Here is a 19,810-nt window from a genome sequence, read left to right as displayed (position 1 = left end):
CGGGACCGGTGCGGAACCCCGGCCGGTCTGCCGCCGGGAGGCTCCGCCGAGGCCCTGACGGCCGCCGCGCGCCCCCGCGCCGTTCCTCGCTACTTCTTCACTCGTACGGTCTTGGTCGAGCGCGTTTCGAGCGTCATCCGGGCCTCGGCCGTGACCTTGGCCTTCAGTCGCACAGTACCCGTCGCGGCGTCCACGACGTCCACCACTTTCGCAAGGAGTTTCGCGGTGTCGTCGTTGCCGGACCGGTTCGCCAGCTGCACGGCGCGGCCGAGCTTGGCCGTGGCCCCGTCGACATCGCCCGACTTCCGCAGGTCCAGGCCCTGTTGGATGACCTCGGCCAGCTCGGCCTGGCCGGTGTAGTGGGCCACCTGGGGATTGATCGCCGTCGACGCCGCCACGTCGTCCGTCCAGACGGCCCGGACCAGCCCCTGCGCGAGCACCTCCGGGGAGGAGCCGTCCGGCGACGGCAGCACCAGCGAGACCCGCGCGGCCAGCATCTCCTCGCCCACCGCGGCACTCGGCACCCGTACGCCCACGTGGTAGTCGCGCGACTCGTCGCCCCACGAGCCCGTCGGATAGTCGCCCGTGCGCGGTCCCGTCTCCGTGCGCCTGCCGGTCAGGTCCTCCACCGACGGCGCGACCTGCTTGACGAACCGCACCTCGGCGCCCTGCGGGGTCCACAGCCGCAGCGCCACGTCCGCGACCCCCTTGCCCATGGTGTCCCGCATCATGTGCGTGAAGTCCGCCTCCAGCCCGGCCGGATCGGCGACGATGTCGGCCGTGCCCAGCAGCGCCGAGGCGATGCCGGTGACCTCCTTGACCTCCCAGTCCGTCCCCACGCCCCGCGCGTCACAGGTGAACCGGCCGGCGCACACGTCCAGCGTGGCCCGCAGCGCCTCCGGCTCCTCGTGCTCGTTGCGGCCGTCGGTCAGCAGGATGCCGTGGCGTATCGCGGCACCGGAGGAGTCCAGCAGCTGGTCGGCCAGGCGCAGCCAGGTGCCGATCGCGGTCCCGCCGCCCGGAGTGAGCTTGCGCAGCGCGTCCTTGGCCTGCTGCCGGGTGACGCGGCCGGCCACCGCGAGCCTGCCGTCACCGGGGTACGCCTCCTTCGCCTGGTGCGTGCCCGCCACCACGGCGAAGGCCACGCCGTCGCGCAGGGTGTCGATGGCGGCCGCGGTGGCATCCCGGGCGTTGCGCATCTTGGTGGGCGGATAGTCCATCGAGCCCGAGCAGTCGACCATGATGACGACGGCCGCGTCCGGGGCCTGCGCCCTGGGCGCGTGCCCCGCCGGGGAGAGCTGGGCCGGGATGGGCGTCTCCCCCGTCGTGCCGCCGCCGGTCGAGGTGACCGTGACGACCGCGTCCACATCGCGGCCGCCCTCGGGCAGATGGGTGTTCTGATACACCTCGGCCGTGAACCGGGGCACACCCGGCTTGGAGAAGTTGGCCATCTGATCCGCTCCTCGGTACTCGGCAAGCAACAAGTGGGCGGGGGCGGCCGCGCGCCCGGCACCGGCTCCGGCACCGTGGCGTGCATCCCCCCGTGGACGCGCGCGTCAGGCCGATCCTGCCCCTTCGAGCGGCAGCGGGAACGGCAGGACCGCCACTGTTACGTTGTCGTGGCCCCCTCCGTCGAGCGCGTGGGCCAGCAGCCGCCGCGCGCACTCCAGCGGCCGCTGACGGGCGTCGGGCGGGGTGATCGCGGCCATGTGCTCGGCGGATTCGGCGTAGTTCCACAGCCCGTCGGTGCACACGATGACGACGCCCTCCCGGTCCGGGTGGAACGACGCGGTGTGCGGCTCGATCTCGTACGCGTCGGCGCCCAGCCAGCCGGTGATCGCGTGCGCGCGCTCGTCCGCGTACGCCTCGGTCTCCGTCAGCAGGCCCGCCGCGACCATCTGGGCGGCCCACGAGTCGTCCTCGGTGAGCCGGGCGGGCTGGGTGGCGCGGTCCTCCGGCACCCAGTAGGCGCGGCTGTCGCCGATCCAGCCGACCGTCAGGAGGTCGCCGGTGATGACCGCGCTGACGATGGTGCAGGCGGGGGCGTTCTCCTGGCGGTAGCCCTCGTGCCGGCGCGCCTCGTCCGGGGCCGGTGCCGAGGCGAGCGCGGTGACCGCCTCGGCGGCCTCCACGATTGCCTCGTGGGTGGCCTGCCGGGGGTCCGTGCCCGCGGGCAGGGCCGCGACGAGCCGCTCGCGCGCCGCCGCGCACGCGGCCGCCGACGCCTCGTCGGGCCGGGTGGCGGACGACACGCCGTCACTGACGACGGCGACGGTGGCGGGGCCGCCGTCCGCGAGTGCCACGGTGGACACGGCGTACGCGTCCTCGTTCCGGTGGTGGCGCAGGCCGCGGTCGCTGACCGCCGCGACGCCTGGCAACTGGTGCTCCATGTGATCCCGTTCGCGCGGCTGTGCATGACCGCAGTGTTCGCAGTACCCGTCCTTGTCGATCATGCCGGATCGGCAGGACCCGCAGACCCTGCCGGTGCCGTTCGCACCGGGGTGCGCGTGGCCCGGCTCCGGCGGCGCCCCGAAGGCACCGTGCGCCGCCTGCGCGGGCACGCCCCCGAACGCGCGCTCCTCGCGCGGGTCGGGGCCGGTGCCGGGCGCCGCGGAGGCATCACCGCCGGGCGGCGGCCCCGGGGCGGTCCGGCCGGCCGCCCGCGTGGCCGCGCGCCCCTCCGGCACCGGGCGCGGAGCCGCGGGCGGCCCGGCCGACGGCAGCGGCGGCGCCGAGAGATCGGCACCGCAGCCGCCGCAGAAATTGTCGGCCGGTTCCAGCGGCTCGTGGCAGGAGGGACATACCGTCAGCTGTGGGGGGCGCGGCAGTTGCGACATCGATCACACCCATGTCCTGGGGCGGAAACGGTTGGCCCGCTCCACCAGTTCGATCCGTTCCTCACCGCGCTGGGCGAGGCGCGCGAGCACGCGGTACGAGCGCTCCAGCCCGAACCGCAGGCCACGCTCGTCCAGGCCGCAGCCGAGCAGCGTGGTGGTGTTCCCCGGCTGCGCGGCCGCGCCCGGGGGGTCCGACAGCACCCGGTCCAGGGCGGTGCCGAGCACCTCCGTGCACAGCCGCTCCCGCCGCACGGCGTCCAGCCCGAAGTCCGCGAGCCGCTCGACCTGGGCGGCCGCGGCCAGCAGGTCGGCCGGCAGCACGTCCTGGGGGAGGCGCCCGCGCAGCCGGGCCCGTACCGCCGCGACCCGTGCCGCCGTGTAGTGGATGGACGCCTCCGGTATGGACTCCAGCGCGGCCACGGCGCCCGCGCGGTCACCGGCGGACAGCCGCACCCGGGCGAGCCCGAACGCGGCGCCGACGAAGCTCTGGTCCGTCTCCCACACCAGGCGGTAGTACTCGGCGGCGTTGTCGAGCTGCCCCAGCACCTCCGCGCACACCCCCAGCGCCAGCTTCGGCGCGGGCTCGCCCGGGAACGCGTCGTAGACGGCGTCGAAGGACAGCGCGGCCGTCTCGCGGTCACCGGTGGCCAGCGCGTGCAGCCCGCGGTACCAGACGACCCGCCAGTCCTCGGGGTGCGCGGCCTCCAGCGCCTCGATCGCCTTCGCCGCGGGCCCCTCGTCGCCGAGCTCCAGCTGGGCCCGCACGCGCCGCAGCCGCAGCTCCGGCGAGGACGAGGGGGCCGCCTGGAGCGCCGCGTACAGCTCGGCGGGCTGGGAGGCCAGCAGGCCCGCCAGGAAGCCCGCGTTGGGGTCGTTCGGGTCGACCAGCGGCACCGGCAGGGCCAGCGCCGCGGCCCGGGTGTCCAGCGGGGCGACGGCCGCCGCCCGGCCGGTGCCCGTGCCCGCGGGCAGCCGCTGCGCGGGCACCGCGGCGGCCACCGCCTTACGGCCCGTCACCCGGGCGCCCAGCAGCGAGGTCTCACAGACCGCCTCCTCGAACAGCCGGGTGTCCACCACCCGCAGCTCCGGCCCGAAGAGCGTGGACAGCGCGGGCCGCGGCCGCCCCGTCTGGAGCGCGACGACCTCCCGCAGCACGCCCGTCAGCTGGTCCGCCATCTCCTGCGCGGACGCGAACCGCCGCCCCGGATCGGGGTCGGTCGCCCGGACGAGCAGCCGGTAGAAGGACTCGTAGCGGGTGAAGACCTCGATGTGGTCGGGGTCCGGCAGGCTGTCGGCGAAGACGTTGGTGTAGCCCTGGAAGTCGAAGGTGAGCACCGCCAGCGTGCGCGCCACCGTGTAGAGGTCGGAGGCCACCGACGGCCCCACCTCCGCGACCTCCGGCGCCTGATAGCCCACAGTGCCGTAGATCGCGCTGTCGTGGTCGTCCATCCGCCGGACCGCGCCCATGTCGATCAGCTTGAGCTGGTCCTGCTGCTGTATGGCGTTGTCGACCTTGAAGTCGCAGTACAGCAGGTTGCGGCTGTGCAGATGGCCCAGCGCGTCCAGCGCCTCGATGCCGTACGCGCACGCCTGCTCGACCGGCAGCGGGTCGCGCCGCCCGTCCGGCCGCCGCCGTCCGTTGGCGATCTCCTTGAGCGACTTGCCGCCCACGTACTCCATGACGATGTAGCCGTCGAGGCTGCCGGTCCGCTGGTCGAGGTGCTCGACGAAGTTGTAGATCCGGACGATGTTGGAGTGCTCGATCTCCGCGAGGAAGCGCCGCTCGGAGACCGCCACCGCCAGCGCGTCCTCGTCACCCGTGTCGAGCAGGCCCTTGAGGACCACCCAGCGGTCGGAGACGGCGCGGTCCACCGCGAGATAGATCCAGCCCAGCCCGCCGTGCGCGAGACAGCCCACGACCTCGTACTGCCCGTGCACCACGTCGCCCGCCCGCAGCTTCGGCACGAAGGAGTACGGGTGCCCGCACTTGGTGCAGAAGCCCTCTGTGCGCCCCGGCCGGTCCCCGCGCGCACGCCCCACCTGCGCACCGCAGTCGCCCTTGCTGCAGAACCGCTTCCGCTCGGGCACCTCCGGATTCTCCAGCACCGCCGTCCGCGGGTCCGGGCGCGGCACCTCCGGCACGCTCACCAGCCCTGCGCCCAGCTTGCCGCGCCCGGAGACCGGCGCCGCCGAGGAGTGCGAGCTGCGCACCGACACCGACCGGGTGCCCGCCGTGCCCCCGGACCCCTGGGAGCCGCCGGTCAGCGAACGCGACAGCCTGCCGGACACCGACCTGCGGGACGACGAGGACCGGGACGACGAGGGCCGCGACGATCTCGACGACGAGCCGGAGGCGGACCGCGCCGAAGGGGCGCTCCCGCCCGAGCCCCGCGCCCCGGCCGTCATCCCGGTGGCCGGGGACGCCAGCATGCCGCGCGGCGAGACCACCGGGGTCAGCCCGCAGGTGTCGCAGTACAGCTCACCGCCGCCCACGTCCTCGTACGCCCCGGCGCAGCCCGGGCGCTGGCAGGCATTGCTCAAGATTCCCCCCTACGGTCCACGGGCCCCGAGGCCCCGGTCGGTGGCGGCGCCAGCGCGTCGGCGAGCGCTCGCTGATAACGCAGAACGGCCATTTCGGCGGCCACCAGATCACATGGCGCGCTCCACAGCATGCGGCGCGCCGCGTCGTGCCGCTCGATGAGGAAGGAGTCCTCCGTCAGGCCGTGTCTGCCCGCCTTCGCGCGGTACGCGTCGAGCCGCCCGCGCAGCTCGGCCCGGACGGCCAGCGGGGCGGTCACCGCCGCCAGCGACTCGCGGGCCCGCAGCAGCTCGTCGTCGGCCCGCTGCTCCAGGCCCTCCAGCAGCGGCGACAGGCGGTGCCACCGGGCGTGCCTGCGGTGGTCGGCCGCCGCCGCCAGCTGTTCGTAGAGCGCGGTCGGCGGGCCCGACACCGCGGGCACCTCGAACGCGGCGATCTTGGAGAGGACCTCGGCGCGCGCCTGGCGGGCCTCCGTCAGCGTGCGGTCGGCCCGCGAGAGGACGTCCCGCACCTGGAGCAGCCGCTGCTCGGCGTCCTGCCGGACGTCCAGGACGGCCTCGACCTCGCGCCGTACGTCCTCCAGGGCGCGGGCGGCGCGGTCGTAGCGCGCGGTGTCGGGCCGGCCGCCGCCCGGTGCGGAGCTGGGGGAGGCGCCCGCCCAGAAGGCCAGCGGATCGGCCACCACCTCGGACCGCAGCGCGGTCAGCTCCAGGGCGATCTGCTCCAGGTCGTCACCGGAGGGGTGCTCGCCGGGCCGCACGCCCACCGAGTGGGCGAGGGAGCGGACGCGCTGCAACTCCGCGGCCAGCAGGTCGATCCGGGCGGGCAGCGCGGACCAGACCGCGTCCGCGGTGACGACCACGTCGAGCGCCTGGGCGTACCACCCGTTCATCCGCTCCAGGAGCTCCTGGAGGCTGAGCCGCTCGCTCAGGCGGGCGGCGGTGCCCTCGGTGGCGAGGGCGAGCGTGGCGTCGCCGGGCAGGGTGACGCCGCTGCCGCGCAGCAGCTCGGTGAGCTCCGACAGCTCGGTCTGGCTGGGCCAGCGGCGCCGTCCGCGCAGCTCGCGGGCGGTCGTCAGGGCGTCGGTATAGGCGTCGAAGCACAGCCACAGCCGGCTGATGAGCAGCTCGGCGGCCGCCCACCGGCTCTTGGTGACGCCGGTGAGCTCCGCCCCTTCCAGGAGGCGGCGCCCGGCGTGGTCCTGGAGGGCGAGCAGTGAGGTCTCGACGGCCTCGTGCTCGGCGCCGAGCCTCGCCAGCGCACGGTCCACCTCCTCGCGGCTCAAGGCCGGCCCGGTGGGCCCCGCGACCGCCATCGGTCCCCTCTCCTGTCCGCGGCCGTGCCGCCGACGTCTCCTTCAACGGTGGTGCTCGTCGCTCCTCGCGCCCGCCCGCTGTCAGTCCCGGTACTTGGGCGCCGGCGGGGCGTCGGCCTCGCCGAGGCCGGAGGCGAGCCAGTGCTGGTACGCCTTCATCCACGGGCTGTTGGCGCCACCGCTGCGGTAGTCCTCCAGCACCTTGTTGACCCGGCGTACCAGGTCCACGTCCTTGAGGTTCATCGCCACGCCGTACGGTTCGGTGGTGAACGGCTTTCCGACCAGCTGCACGGAGGGGTCCTGGGCGGCCTGGCCGGCCGCCAGGGCGTTGTCGTTGACCACCGCGTCGACCTGGCCCAGCTGGAGCCGCACCAGGCAGTCGAGGTGGTTGGGGACGGTCACCAGGGTCGAACCGTGCGGCTCTTCCCGCACCTTGGCCTCCGCCGTGGATCCCTCGGCCGTACAGACCTTCTTCCCCTTCAGCGAGTCGTCGAACGCCTTCACCGGCGACCCCTTGGGGACCAGCACCTGCTGCCCGGCCTCGAAGTAGGCGGTGGAGAAGGCGACTTGCCCGATCCGGGTGCAGTTGACGGTCATGGTGCGCGCGACGATGTCCACTTTGCCCGACTGCACGGCGGGGATACGGCGGTTGGTGGGGATGGTGAGGAAGACGACCTTGTCCGGGTCGCCCAGGATGTCCTTGGCGATGGCGTGCACCAGGTCGATGTCGAAGCCGCTCAGCTCATTGGTGGCGGGGTCGCGGTAGCCCCAGCGGTAGCTGTTCTGGTCGACGCCCGCGATCAGCTTGCCGCGGGCCTTGATGCGCCGGACTGCCGGGCCGTCCAGGTCGCCCGCCGGCCGCAGACTCGCCTCCGGGTCGGTGCACTTCGGCGCCGCCGCGTCCCGCGCCGGCCCGGCGGCCGCGGCCGGGGGCCGCTCCGGGCGCTCGGCGGCGGCGCCGCCCTGGACGGGCAGCAGCACGGCGGCCGTCGCCGCCAGCGCGCAGCCCGCCGCCGTCGCGGCCGTGAGCAGCGGCCTGGAGCGCACTCGCGTCCCGAGCGCCCGCAGTGGTGCGTTCACGCCCTCGCCTCCCCCCGTCACCGGTACTCCGACAGTCTGCGCCCGATGCCGAGGACGGCGCCCGCCGCCCCCAGGACGGCGAGCACGGCGGCGCCCGCCGCCAGGCCCGAGAGCGCGCCGCGCCCGTCGTCGGCCGCCTGCCGGAACTCGTTCTGCTCGTGGTCCAGGGCCTGGCGCAGCTCGTCGTCGACGCGGTCGAAGGACTCGCCGGTGCTGCCCTTGTCGCCGATGACCTCGGCCACGGCCTTGTCGTAGAACCCGCCGTCGTCCGCCGCGCGGGCGCCGCCGTGCCGGTGCTGCCACTCGCGTACGTCCTTGATCGCCGCGGCCACGGGGTCGCGCCCGGCGCGGTCGTCGGCGAGGGCGCGGGCCCGGTCCAGGAGCGAGCCGGAGGCAGGCTCGCCGTGGTCGCCGCCGATGAGCTTGCCCATGCCCTCGCGGTAGCTCGTCTCGTAGGCGTCGTCGCCGTTCTTCGTGAGGACGGCGCCGCGTGCGACCAGGGTGAGGTTCTCGTCGCCGCGGGCCTGGAGTGAGCCGATCCGGGCCTCGTTGAGGACCTGGAGGGACTCGGCGCCGTGGGAGGAGGAGCGCTCCAGGCCGGAGCGGGCCACCGCGTGCCCGACGGTCAGCCAGAGCAGCACCACCGTGGCGGCGCCGGTCGCGGCCAGCAGGCCGTGGTTGAAGACGCGGTTGGTGCGCAGGAAGGAGCGCCGCTGGGCCCAGCCGAGCGCGGCGAGGGCCAGCACGCCGGTGCCGAGCGCGGCCCAGGGCCAGGACTTGGCGTCGCCGTAGTCGGAGCCGAGGCGGGCGGTCTCCGATTCGTAGAGCCCGCGGGCGGCGGGCAGCAGTTCGTCACGCATCCGGTCGCCCGCGTAGCGCAGATAGGCGCCGCCGAGGGGGAGGCCCTGCCGGTTGTTGGCGCGGGCGGCCTCCACCAGGCCGGTGTAGCGCGGGAGCTCGGCGTTGAGCTCGGCTATCCGGCTGCGGGAGGCGTCCGGGCCGCTGCTGTCGGTGGCGGCCTTGACCAGCAGCTCGGAGGCGCGGGCGATGTCCTTCTCGTACCGCTCGCGGACCGCGCGCGGTTCCTGCCCGCCCGCGAGGAAGCCGCTCGCGGCCGCGGTGTCGGCGTCCGCGAGGGAGCGGTAGATGTCGGCGGCGTCGGCGCTCAGCGGCTGGCTGCGGTGCACGACGGCGTCGGCCGCCGAGGCGCGGGAGGCCACCTGCCAGGCGGTGACGGTGCCGAAGGCGACCAGCAGCACGGCCAGGACGGCGCCGATGATGCGCAGCCGCCCCGGCTCGGTCGTCGCCGCGGCACGCAGCCGGTCGAGGGCCTCGCGCCAGGCCGGTGACCGCTCGGGCGGGGGCGGCGCGGGCATCGGCGGTGACGCGGCCGGGGGCGCGGGCGCCGTCGGCGCGACGGCTCCGGCCGGCTGCGGATGTGACACGAGACCTCCCCCTCGGTCGCTGAGGGCGGCCCGTCACCCGATGCGGTGGAGGACAGGTGCCCGGCCAGTCAGTATGGCCGCAGGGACTGACAAACACACCGGTGTCCGACCGATCTTGTTCGGATCGGGATCTTCACCGGGGCCCGCGTCGGCCTCTGTACCCCACCACGTACGGCGGGCCCGTTCGGTTCCCGGGCCCCGCCGGAACGACCGTCAGCGGTCGTAGGTGTAGAACTTCGTGTGGTCGAGCATGTCGGCCGGGGTGACGTTGTTCCAGGGGCGCATGGTGTCGTTGAGATCCACGACGTTCGGGGTGCCGCCGGCGGGCAGATAGCCCGAAGTGGGGTGCATGCGCTGCCACTCGGACCACAGCTTGTCGATGAAGCAGTGGTGCAGCCAGAAGGCCGGGTCGTTGGGGGAGGTGCCGGTGGCCATGTGGCCGCCGATCCACACGTGCACGCTGTTGTGGATCCGGCCCGGCCCGCGCCAGCCCTCCAGGTAGTTGCGGAAGCCGCCCTCCGACTGGCCGTTCCAGGGCGCCACGTCGTAGACGGGCATGGCGAGCACGGCGTCCACCTGCGCCCGCGTGGGCAGCTGGCCGTCGGCGCCCAGCTCGCGCTGGAGGTAAGGGCGGCTGTCGACGCTGACGTTGATGTTCCACTTGCCCGTGGAGTACGCGAACGGGCCGGTGGTCACCTGGGCGTCGCGGCTGCGGCCGTTGCCGCCGAGGAAGTCGGCGCCCCAGATGGAGGCGTTGGCCCCGCGGTCGGCGGTCCAGTCCCAGTAGGGGAGCGAGACCGAGGGGTCTATCTTCTGGAGCTCCTGCTCGAACTGGATCAGGAAGCGGCGGTGCCAGGGCAGGAAGGACGGCGCGTGGTGGCCGACGCGGTCGCTGTCGTCGCGGTCGCTCATGATGAACTGGTCGTGCGTCCGCACGAACTCGTCGTAGCCGCCCTTGCGCTTGAGCTCCAGCACGGCGTTGACGAAGTTCCGCTTCTCGGTGGCGGTGAGGTTGGCCTGGTTCTTGCGCACTGCCATGGTGGGTCGTGTCCTCTCGGGTCGGGTTCGGGGGAAGGCAGTGACGCGTCAGCCGGCCATCATCGGGACGAGCGTGGCGCCCCGGAGCTTCTCGACGGCGGCGCGGGCCAGCGCGCGCGGGTCGTCGAGCGGGAGATAGTGGTTCACCACGCTGATCCAGGTCCCGTCGCCGAGCCGCATGATGTGCAGCTCGCGGTCGTCTATGTAGACCGAGAAGTCGCCGCCGTGGTGGGCGCTCATGCTGCCGGGCTCGGCGGCCTTACCGACGATGTGCCGGCCCTGGTAGATCTCGTCGAACGGCTGGGGACCGGTGTGTCCGGTGTGGCCGGAGTGATCCATGGTGCCCGCCATGGCCCCACGGGTGGCGGCCATCGCGGTCGGCGCGGCCAGCGCGGCTCCGGCCACGGCCACGGCGGTTCCTCTGAGTACGAGACGTCGGGTGACGTTGGACGACATGGGTCGAACCCCCCTCGAAAGGTGATCAGGTGCGGGGTTGTCACGAATGCAGCCGCAAATCCCTTTTGATGGCGGTTGCTTGTTGTATTTCGTGATCAATCCGTGCGGAGCGGATGCTTGCACGGGCACACGGGGGGCGAGTAATGGTTGGCCGCTTTACGGACATTCGGTGCATGAAAGGTCAACCATCGCCAGAGGAGAAGTTTCTGGCGTATAGCGCTATTGACGCCGTGTCAGGAGATTCTCCGGCCGTAGATGATCTTGAACGCCGTTTTTCCGGAATGCGGCCGTCCATAGTGACGGTTCTCACGGCGCGAGGATGACGCGAACAGTCGCGTGCTCAGGCCATGCGAAAGGCCGGGCCGGTGATCTCGGCCCGGCCGGTGAGCGGGTCCGCGCCCTACGCGAAGTGCCCCCGCAGCCGGGCGTACGCGGCGGCCGGGACCGGCGCCCGGTCCAGGGAGAGCAGCGCCGCACCGAGCACCGGCGGAGCCGTCACCACCACCGGCACGGCCTTGGGAGCGCGCGCCTGAAGCAACTCCACGACCCGGTCGTGCAGCAGCGGATGACGTGCCGCCAGCACTCCGCCGCCCAGCACCACCCGCACCGGATCCGCCAGCAGCCCCAGCCGCCTCAGCGCCACCGCCGCCATGGCCACGACCTCCTCCGCCTGCCGGGCCACGAGCGACTTGGCCACCGCGTCCCCCGCGGCGGCCACCGCGAACAGCAGCGGGGTGATCTCGTGCTGCCGCTCCTCCTCCACCGTGCCCAGGTGCAGCGCCTCGATCAGCGCCGGCATGTCCGGCAGTCCGAAGTGCGCGGGCAGGGCCCGTGCCAGCTCGGTCGCCTCGCCCCGCCCGTCGTCCGCGCGCGCCGCCCACCACAGGGCCTCGGACGCCAGGTGCCCGCCGCCTCCCCAGTCGCCCGACAGCCGGCCGATCGCGGGGAAGCGGGCGGTACGGCCGCCCGGCCCCAGCCCCGCGCAGTTGATGCCGGCCCCGCACACCACGGCCACGCCCACCGGCGCGTCCCCGTCCGGCAGCCCCGCCCGCAGCAGGGCGAAGGTGTCGTTGGCGACCGTGACCGTACGCCCCCAGCCGTGCGCCTCGATCGCCGCCGTCAGCCGCTCCTCCTCCACCGGGAGATCGGCGTTGGCCAGGCACGCCTGGACGTGATCCACCCGGACCGGGCCGCCGTGCCCGGCCCGCGCCGCCGCCTCGGCCAGCAGCGGGCCCAGGCCCGCGACGGCCTCCGCGGCCCCCGCCCGCTGCGGCTGGAAGCCCCCGCCCCGGGCCCGCCCGAGCACGGCCCCGTCCGCGGCCACCAGGGCCACGTCGGTCTTGCTGTTGCCCGCGTCGATCGCGAACGCCGCATCGCTCAGACCCACGCGAGGTGCTCCCGGTTGTGCGCGATCAGGTCGTCCGCCAGCCGGTCGGCGTAGGCGGTCTGGCCGATGAGCGGATGCGCGAGCAGGGCCTCGAACACCCGGTTGCGACCGCCCTTGAGGGCGGCTTCCAGCGCCAGGTGCTCATAGGCGGTGACGCTCGCGACCAGCCCGGCGAACAGCGGCTCCAGAGGGCGTACGGGCAGCGGGTGAGCGCCCCGGGCGTCCACCGCCGCGGGTACCTCGATGACCGCGTCGTCCGGCAGGAACGGCAGCGTGCCGTTGTTGAACGCGTTGACCACCTGCACGTCACCGGTGTCCCGCAGCAGCGAGGACGTCAGCGCGACCGCGGCCTCCGAATAGAAAGCGCCGCCCCGCTTGCCCAGCAGCTCCGGCTTCTCATCCAGCGCCGGGTCCGCGTACAGCGCCAGCAGCTGCCGCTCCATCGCGGCCACCTCGGCGGCACGCGAGGGCTTGCTCAGCAGCTCCTTGACGACCTCGTCGTGCTGGTAGAAGTAGCGCAGGTAGTACGAGGGCACGACGCCGAGCCGGTCCAGCAGCTCACGCGGCATGCGCAGGTCGGCGGCGATGGCCTCGCCGTGCCCGGCGAGCAGCTCCGGCAGCACGTCACGGCCGCCGACGGTCACCGACCGCTCCCACGTGAGGTGGTTGAGGCCCACGTGCCCCAGCGCGACCGCCTCCGGGGCGACGCCCAGGTGCCCGGCGAACTTCCGCTGGAAGCCGATGGCCACGTTGCACAGCCCGACCGCGCGGTGCCCGGCGGTCAGCAGCGCCCGGGTCACGATCCCCACCGGATTGGTGAAGTCCACGATCCACGCGTCCGGGTTGCGCCGCCGCACGCGCTCCGCGATGTCCAGCACCACGGGCACCGTGCGCAGCGCCTTGGCGAGGCCGCCCGCGCCCGTCGTCTCCTGGCCGACGCAGCCGCAGTCCAGCGGCCACGTCTCGTCCTGCTCGCGGGCCGCCTGGCCGCCCACGCGCAGCTGGAGCAGCACGGCGTCGGCGCCGTCCACGCCCGCGTCCAGGTCCGCGGTCCAGGTGACGCGCGCGGGGTGGCCCTGGCGGGCGAGGATCCGGCGCGCGAGCGGGCCGACGAGCTCCAGCCGGTCCGCGGCCGGGTCGATCAGGACGAGCTCCGTCAGCGGCAGCGTGTCGCGCAAGCGGGCGAAGCCGTCGATGAGTTCGGGGGTGTAGGTCGATCCTCCGCCGACCACTGCGAGCTTCATGTGCGCATCATGGGAATCAGCCCTTTACTCCGGTGAGAGTGACGCCTTCGACGAAGGCTTTCTGTGCGAAGAAGAAAACGACGATGACCGGCGCCATGACGAGCAGTGTCGCCGCCATGGTCAGATTCCAGTTGACGCTGTGCGCGCTCTTGAAGGACTCCAGACCATAACTGAGCGTCCAGGCCCCCGGGTTCTGCGCCGCATAGATCTGCGGGCCGAAATAGTCGTTCCAGCAGTAGAAGAACTGGAAGAGCGCGACCGCCGCGATGCCCGGCTTCGCCATCGGCACGACGATGCCCAGTAGCGTGCGCAGCTCACCGCAGCCGTCGACCTTCGCCGATTCCAGGTATTCCTTGGGGATCGTCAGCAGGAACTGCCGGAGCAGGAAGATCGAGTACGCGTCCCCGAAGGCCATCGGAATGATCAGTGGCCAGAGGGAGCCCGAGAGGTGCAGCTGCTGCGCCCACACCAGATACATCGGAATGACGACGACCTGGGGCGGCAGCATCATCGTGGAGATGACGAGGACGAGTGCCGCCCGGCGGCCGCGGAAGCGGAATTTGGCGAGCGCGTAGGCCACCGGGACCGAGGAGCACACGGTGAAGAGGGTGCCGAGACCCGCGTAGAGCAGGGAGTTGCGCCACCAGTCGAGGAAGCCCGGGGTGTCGAACACGTCCGTGTAGTTCGACCAGTTCCATTGGTGCGGCCACAGTTCACCGCTCATCGCCTGGTCGTCGCTCATGACCGAGGTCAGGAAGACGAAGACGAAAGGAAGGACGAAGAAGAGCGCGGCGGCGACGGCGGTGGTGTGCACCGCTATCCAGTGCAGAGCGCGGCGACGGGTCCTCATGCTCAGTCCCCCGCCGTCAGCAGGCCGGACCGCTTGCGCATCAGCAGCGAGGTCGCGGCCATGGCGATGGCGAAGAGCACGAGCGAGAGCACGCACGCGGCGCCGGTGTTGAAGTTCTGGAAGCCCAGCGAATAGACGAGCTGCGGCACGGTGAGCGTGGCGTGGTCGGGATAGCCGGGCTGGATGACCGTGCCGGGCCCGACGCTGACCCCGGAGGCGAGTTTTCCGGCGACGAGGGCCTGGGTGTAGTACTGCATGGTCTGCACGACGCCCGTCACCACCGCGAACATCACGATCGGCGTGATCGCGGGCCAGGTGACGTAGCGGAATTTCGCGAAGGGCCCCGCGCCGTCGAGTTCCGCCGCCTCGTACTGCTCCTTGGGCACGTCCAGCAGAGCGGCCATGAAGATGACCATCAGGTCGCCGATGCCCCACAGCGAGAGCAGCACCAGGGAAGGCTTGGCCCAGTCGGGGTCGTTGAACCAGTTGGGCGCGGACACCCCGACCGCCGAGAGCGCCTCGTCGACCGGGCCGGTGCCGGGGTTGAGCAGGAAGACGAAGGCGACCGTCGCGGCCACGGGCGGGGCCAGATAGGGCAGGTAGAAGGCCGTACGGAAGAATCCGGCGCCCGTTTTGACCTTGGTGACGAGCAGGCCGATGCCGAGTCCGAAGGCCACGCGGAGGGCGACCATGACGACCACGAGCCAGAGGGTGTTCCACAGCGCCGGGCCGAAGAGGGGCATCTGCTCCAGCACATAGCGCCAGTTCCGCAGGCCGACGAAGGTCGGGGCCTGGATCTGGTTGTAGTGCATGAAGGAGAAATAGACGGTGGCGAGGAGCGGATAGCCGAAGAAGACGGTGAAGCCGACCAGCCAGGGGGAGAGGAAGCCGAGGGTCCGCAGCCGTTCTCGGGTGTGTCTGCGGCGCAGTTCGGGTGCTGGGTATATCGCCATGGCGGGCTCCGTCAGTTGCGGGACTGGAGGTTGTCGTCGTCTATCTGCCGGTCGAGCCGGCGCAGGCCCTTCGCGAGGTCGTGGACCCTGCCCGCCTCGACGTCGTAGGAGAAGTCGCGGAGCGAGACGATGTACTGCCCGCCGTTGACGGACGGCGGCATGCCGGTGCTGTGGGGATTCGCCGCGATGTCGAGGAACGTGCGGAACGCCGGTTCGCGGTCCAGCTCCGGTGAGGCGAGCGCGGCGTTGGTGGACGGGAGATTGTGGATGGCGTTGGCGAACGCGACCACCTGACCGGTGTCCGCCGTCAGGAATTTCAGCAGTTCCCACGCCGCGTTCTGGTGCTTGCTGCTGTGGGCGATGCCCGCGACCGTGCCGGTGAGGTAGCCCCGGCCGTAGGTGTCCGGCCGGTCGTCGGGCACCGGCATGGGGGCCGTGGCCCAGCGGAAGGAGGGCTTGGCCTCGTTCAGCATCAGTCCGCGCCATTCACCGTCCATGTGCATGGCGACCTTTCCGGTGAGAAAGGCGTTCTGCGAGGACATCTCGTCACCGAAGGTGGTGCGGAACTTCTCCAGCGGGCCGTAGCCGCCCTGCGCGCTGATCAGGTCCCGCTGGACGCGGAAGAATTCCTTCGTGTCGGGGGAGTCGGCGAGGTGGGCCTTTCCCTCGGCGTCGAAATACCGTGGTGCCCACTGGGCGAAGAGCCGGTCCGGGCTGTTCTGGTAGAAGCGGAAGTCCGGCATGTAGCCCAGCTGTCGGTACGAGCCGCCGGAGGTCCGCCGGGTGAGCTTCACCGCGTCCTCGCGGAATTCGGACATGGTGCGCGGCGGCCGGGAGATGCCCGCCTTCTCGAAGGCGTCCTTGTTGTAGTAGAGGCCGTAGGCGTCCGCGAGCAGTGGCAGGGCGCACTGCTTTCCCTCGTAGGAGGTGTACGCCAGCAGGGTCTTCGGGAAGACCTTCCGCTTGTCGAGGCCCGACTTCCGCATGAAGGGGTCGAGGTCGGCCCACATGCCCGAGAAGCAGTATTGCCCGACGTTGTCGGTGGTGAAGGAGGACACCACGTCGGGCGCGTCGCTCCCGCCCGCGCGCAGCGCCTGGCCGGCGGTGGCGTCGCTGACGTTCCCGGTCGCCTTCACCCGGATGTCGGGGTGCAGCCGCTCGAACCGGGCGATCGACTCGTCGATCGCCTTGACCTCGTTCTTCTCGGACCAGCCGTGCCAGAAGCGCAGGGTCACCGGCCGGGTGGGGTCGTCGTCGGCGCTGCCCCGGGCCGGGTTCGCGCAGCCTGCCAGCAGGCCCACGCAGAGCAGCAGGGGGACGAGGAGGGCCGGCGCGTGCCGGCGGTGCGTACGCGGCATGGCTGAACTTCCTTTTCGGCAAGGGAGGTCGGGGAAGTCGCGCGCGGGAAAGCGGAGGGAGGAACGGGCCCGGTCTCAGGCCGTGTCGAAGACGGTGTCGCGGGCGGCGGCCAGCGCGACCCGCAGGGCCCCGGTCAGGATCGGGGAGCCCTGGACGGCGCTGAGCCGCAGCAGCGGCCGGGGCAGGGACAGCCCCGTGAGCTCGGCCTCGACCATCGAGCGCAGCCGCTCGCCGCCCGCCTGGCAGACCTCGCCGGAGAGCACCACCAGCTCCGGGTCGACCACGGCGACGACGGCCGCGAGCCCGACGGCGAGCCGCCGCCCGAGCTCGGCGAGCAGGTCGTCACCGGCCCCCGGGGTGGCGGCGGCCAGTGTCAGGGCCTCCCGGGCCGTGGTGGCGTCGATGCCGTGGGTGGCGGCGAGCGCGAGCACGGCGGGGGAGGCGACGAGCATCTGGAAGCCCCCGCCGCCGTCCGGGCCCGCGGTCGCGTCCTCGCCACCGCGCGCGAGCGGCGCGCCGGGCAGCGGCATGTAGCCGATCTCGCCCGCGCCGCCGGTGGCACCGCGCAGCAGATTGCCGCCGAGCACGACGGCGGCGCCGACGCCCTCGTCCGCCCAGACGAGCACGAAGTCGTCGAAGTCCTGGGCGGTGCCGTCGTGCTGCTCGGCGACGGCGGCGAGGTTGACGTCGTTCTCGATGACGACGGGGGTACCGAGCGCCGCGGCGAGCTCGTCGGGAAGGGCGCGGGACTGCCAGCCGGGCAGGTGGGGTGCGTAGCGGAGGGTGCCGCTGCGCGGGTCGAGGGCGCCCGGGGTGCCGATGACCGTGCGGCGCAGGGCTTCGCGGCCGAGGCCGGCCGTGGCGAGCGCCCCCTCGACGGCCTCGGCGACCAGGGCGGCGGTGCGTGTCCGTACGGGCTCGGCGGTCGCCTCCGCCTCGACGCGGTGCTCGCCGACGACCCGGCCGGTGATGTCCGCGACGGCCGCGGTGATGCCCTCGGGGTCCACGGCGAGGGCGGCGACGTGGGCGACGCCCGGGTTGACCTCGTAGAGCTGGGCGCTGGGGCCGGGCCGGCCGGTGACGTTGCCGGTCGGGCGGACCAGCCCGGCGGCCTCCAGCCGGGTGAGCAGCTGGGAGGCGGTGGGCTTGGACAGGCCGGTCAGCTCGCCGAGGCGGGTGCGGGTGAGGGGGCCGTGGGCGATGAGGAGGTCGAGCGCGGCGCGGTCGTTCATGGCACGCAGCACGCGTGGGGTTCCCGGGGTGCCCGCCATGGCCGCCGCCTCCACTGTGGTCATCTGTTAGGAAACTTTCCTATCGATGAAACAGGACGTTAGGGCCCGGGTAAAGGCGGCGTCAATGGGTGCGGCGGGGGTTCTTTCCGGGCCCCCGCCGCGACCGGCTCACTTGCCGAGCGTGGGGCCCGGCGGTATCGGTACGGTGGCCTGGGACTGCGGGGAGGTGGGGTTCGCCAGGGCGGAGGGGGCGGCGACGGCCGACGCCGGATCGGCGGGGGTGGCCGTCTCCAGGTCCGCGTCCAGCGGGCGGCCGACGATGCGGATGCCCTCCGCGTCCAGCGCCTGCTTGATCCGCCAGCGCAGCTCCCGCTCCACGCCCAGCGCCACTCCCGGCATGGTCTTCGCGGAGACCCGGATGACGGCGGAGTCGAGGTAGACCGCGTCCAGGCCGAGCACCTCGACCGGCTCCCACAGCCGCTCGTTCCACGGCTCGTCCTTCTGCATCTCCTCGCCGACGCGGGTGATGATCCCGCGCACCCGGTCCAGGTCCTCGTCCGAGCGGACCTGGATGTCGACGCCCGCCGTGGCCCAGCCCTGGCTGAGGTTGCCGATGCGCTTGACCTCGCCGTTGCGCACGTACCAGATGGCGCCGTTGGAGCCGCGCAGCTTGGTCACGCGCAGGCCCACCTCGATCACGGTGCCGGTGGCGACACCGGCGTCCACCTCGTCACCGACGCCGTACTGGTCCTCCAGGATCATGAAGACGCCGGAGAGGAAGTCCGTGACGAGGTTGCGGGCGCCGAAGCCGATGGCCACACCCGCCACACCGGCGCTCGCCAGCAGCGGGGCCAGATTGATCTTGAGTACGGAGAGCACGGTCAGCGCAGCCGTGCCCATGATGAGGAACGAGGTGACGCTGCGCAGCACCGACCCGATCGCCTCGGAGCGCTGCCTGCGCCGCTCGGCGTTGACCAGCAGGCCGCCGAGCGCGGTGCCGTCGAGGTGTTCGGTGGTGCGGTTCATGCGGGCTATGAGCTTGGTGATGGCCCGCCGGATCAGCGACCGCATGACGACCGCGATCACCACGATCAGGATCATGCGCAGGCCGTTGCTGAGCCAGATGGACCAGTTCTCCTCCACCCAGCCCGCGGCGTCGTTGGCCGTCCTTTGCGCCTCGTCCAGGGACACGGGACGGGGCGTCGAGTCGGCGGCCGGGGCAGCGGACCAGATCACAGCGGTAACCCTCCGTATGAGCCACGCCCGCGGCCAACGGCGGCGCGGGCAGCACACCACACTAACGGGGCAGCCGTCCTTCTCCGTTGCTCTGTTCGAGATGGGGCCGGTCTTGAGCGGGGGATGAACACACTGTGTTCCAAAACACCCGTGGCCCGTTACCCGACGATGGTGGCGCTCCGGCCGGGGGCCGGGGGACACTTGCAGGAGATCGTCCCGGCGCGAGCCACGCGCCGCCGGCGTACAAGGAGGCACCCGTGCCGCATGTCCTGGTCCTCAACGCGTCGTACGAGCCGCTCGGCGTCGTACCGCTCCGCCGCGCGCTCATACTCGTCCTCAACGAAAAGGCCGTCAGCCTCGAGGACACCGGCGCCTATCTGCACAGCGCGACCTGCACCGTCCCCGCACCCAGCGTCGTGAGGCTCAAGCGCTTCGTGCGGGTGCCCTTTCGGGGGCCCGTTCCGCTCACCCGCCGCGCCCTCTTCGCCCGTGACGGCGGCCGATGCGCGTACTGCGGTGGCGTCGCAACCAGCGTCGATCACGTCGTCCCGCGCAGCCGTGGTGGCCAGCACGCCTGGGAGAACGTGGTGGCCGCGTGCCGCCGCTGCAACCACGTCAAGGCCGACCGGCACGTGGCCGAGCTGGGATGGAGGCTGCGGCACCAGCCGGCGCCGCCGTCCGGGCTGGCGTGGCGCATCATCGGCACGGGGCATAGGGATCCGCGCTGGCTGCCTTATCTGGAGGCATTCGGCGCGGAGGACGCGATGGCCCGGATCGACGGCATTTCCGCCTGAGTCGACCGGGCCATCGTCATAGGGTGCGCGCGGTGTGCCCGCGCG

General features: G+C 72.8%; 16 protein-coding genes. 1 reads left to right on the top strand and 15 read right to left on the bottom strand.

The genetic code is table 11. The features are described from left to right. Positions 1 to 89: 89 nt before the first annotated feature. The 15 genes from ACFY1P_RS14470 to ACFY1P_RS14400 all read right to left on the bottom strand — a co-directional run bounded on the left by ACFY1P_RS14470 (position 90) and on the right by ACFY1P_RS14400 (position 18,971). Positions 90 to 1,451, bottom strand: a complete 1,362-nt coding sequence (locus ACFY1P_RS14470) for a VWA domain-containing protein (RefSeq protein WP_361532950.1) — start codon at positions 1,449 to 1,451, stop codon at positions 90 to 92. A gap of 105 nt (positions 1,452 to 1,556) precedes the next feature. Then, a complete protein-coding gene (locus ACFY1P_RS14465) occupies positions 1,557 to 2,837 on the bottom strand; it encodes a PP2C family serine/threonine-protein phosphatase (protein WP_361532953.1) in 1,281 nt (426 codons plus the stop codon). Positions 2,838 to 2,840: 3 nt separating this feature from the next. After that, positions 2,841 to 5,378 (bottom strand): tetratricopeptide repeat protein, encoded by a 2,538-nt coding sequence (locus ACFY1P_RS14460; RefSeq protein WP_361532954.1) that lies wholly within the window; start codon positions 5,376 to 5,378, stop codon positions 2,841 to 2,843. Further along, positions 5,375 to 6,691, bottom strand: coding sequence for a hypothetical protein (locus ACFY1P_RS14455; protein ID WP_390750768.1), 1,317 nt, complete (start codon positions 6,689 to 6,691; stop codon positions 5,375 to 5,377). The genes ACFY1P_RS14460 and ACFY1P_RS14455 overlap by 4 nt, the downstream gene beginning before the upstream one ends. A gap of 81 nt (positions 6,692 to 6,772) precedes the next feature. Further along, positions 6,773 to 7,771: a glutamate ABC transporter substrate-binding protein gene (locus ACFY1P_RS14450; RefSeq protein ID WP_390750767.1), complete on the bottom strand. Its 999-nt coding sequence runs from the start codon at positions 7,769 to 7,771 to the stop codon at positions 6,773 to 6,775. Positions 7,772 to 7,788: 17 nt separating this feature from the next. Then, positions 7,789 to 9,216 (bottom strand): hypothetical protein, encoded by a 1,428-nt coding sequence (locus tag ACFY1P_RS14445; RefSeq protein WP_390750766.1) that lies wholly within the window; start codon positions 9,214 to 9,216, stop codon positions 7,789 to 7,791. A gap of 213 nt (positions 9,217 to 9,429) precedes the next feature. Beyond that, a complete protein-coding gene (locus tag ACFY1P_RS14440; RefSeq protein ID WP_361527985.1) occupies positions 9,430 to 10,254 on the bottom strand; it encodes a tyrosinase family protein in 825 nt (274 codons plus the stop codon). 48 nt (positions 10,255 to 10,302) lie between these two features. Continuing rightward, the gene (locus ACFY1P_RS14435) at positions 10,303 to 10,665 is read right to left on the bottom strand and encodes a tyrosinase cofactor (protein WP_361527983.1); all 363 of its coding nucleotides are present in this window, start codon (positions 10,663 to 10,665) and stop codon (positions 10,303 to 10,305) included. Positions 10,666 to 11,110: 445 nt separating this feature from the next. Beyond that, positions 11,111 to 12,097: a BadF/BadG/BcrA/BcrD ATPase family protein gene (locus ACFY1P_RS14430; RefSeq protein ID WP_361527981.1), complete on the bottom strand. Its 987-nt coding sequence runs from the start codon at positions 12,095 to 12,097 to the stop codon at positions 11,111 to 11,113. Beyond that, on the bottom strand, positions 12,088 to 13,341 hold the full coding sequence (locus ACFY1P_RS14425; protein ID WP_390750765.1) for a 6-phospho-beta-glucosidase: 1,254 nt from the start codon (positions 13,339 to 13,341) through the stop codon (positions 12,088 to 12,090). The genes ACFY1P_RS14430 and ACFY1P_RS14425 overlap by 10 nt, the downstream gene beginning before the upstream one ends. A gap of 16 nt (positions 13,342 to 13,357) precedes the next feature. After that, positions 13,358 to 14,197 (bottom strand): carbohydrate ABC transporter permease, encoded by an 840-nt coding sequence (locus ACFY1P_RS14420; RefSeq protein WP_361527989.1) that lies wholly within the window; start codon positions 14,195 to 14,197, stop codon positions 13,358 to 13,360. Beyond that, on the bottom strand, positions 14,194 to 15,144 hold the full coding sequence (locus ACFY1P_RS14415) for a carbohydrate ABC transporter permease (RefSeq protein ID WP_390750764.1): 951 nt from the start codon (positions 15,142 to 15,144) through the stop codon (positions 14,194 to 14,196). Before ACFY1P_RS14415 ends, ACFY1P_RS14420 begins: the two co-directional genes overlap by 4 nt. A gap of 11 nt (positions 15,145 to 15,155) precedes the next feature. Next, positions 15,156 to 16,502, bottom strand: a complete 1,347-nt coding sequence (locus ACFY1P_RS14410; RefSeq protein ID WP_390750763.1) for an ABC transporter substrate-binding protein — start codon at positions 16,500 to 16,502, stop codon at positions 15,156 to 15,158. Positions 16,503 to 16,577: 75 nt separating this feature from the next. After that, complete coding sequence (locus tag ACFY1P_RS14405) at positions 16,578 to 17,774, bottom strand: ROK family transcriptional regulator (protein ID WP_361527987.1); 1,197 nt, start codon at positions 17,772 to 17,774, stop codon at positions 16,578 to 16,580. Between the two features lie 129 nt (positions 17,775 to 17,903). Next, on the bottom strand, positions 17,904 to 18,971 hold the full coding sequence (locus tag ACFY1P_RS14400; RefSeq protein ID WP_361527973.1) for a mechanosensitive ion channel family protein: 1,068 nt from the start codon (positions 18,969 to 18,971) through the stop codon (positions 17,904 to 17,906). A 257-nt stretch (positions 18,972 to 19,228) separates the two neighbouring features. Between ACFY1P_RS14400 and ACFY1P_RS14395 the strand changes: the two genes are divergently transcribed. Then, the gene (locus tag ACFY1P_RS14395; protein ID WP_361527971.1) at positions 19,229 to 19,765 is read left to right on the top strand and encodes an HNH endonuclease; all 537 of its coding nucleotides are present in this window, start codon (positions 19,229 to 19,231) and stop codon (positions 19,763 to 19,765) included. Positions 19,766 to 19,810: the final 45 nt, after the last annotated feature.

The sequence above is a fragment of the Streptomyces sp. NPDC001407 genome, from assembly GCF_042895325.1.
GTDB lineage: Bacteria > Actinomycetota > Actinomycetes > Streptomycetales > Streptomycetaceae > Streptomyces.
This window is presented reverse-complemented; position numbering and strand designations above follow the sequence as displayed.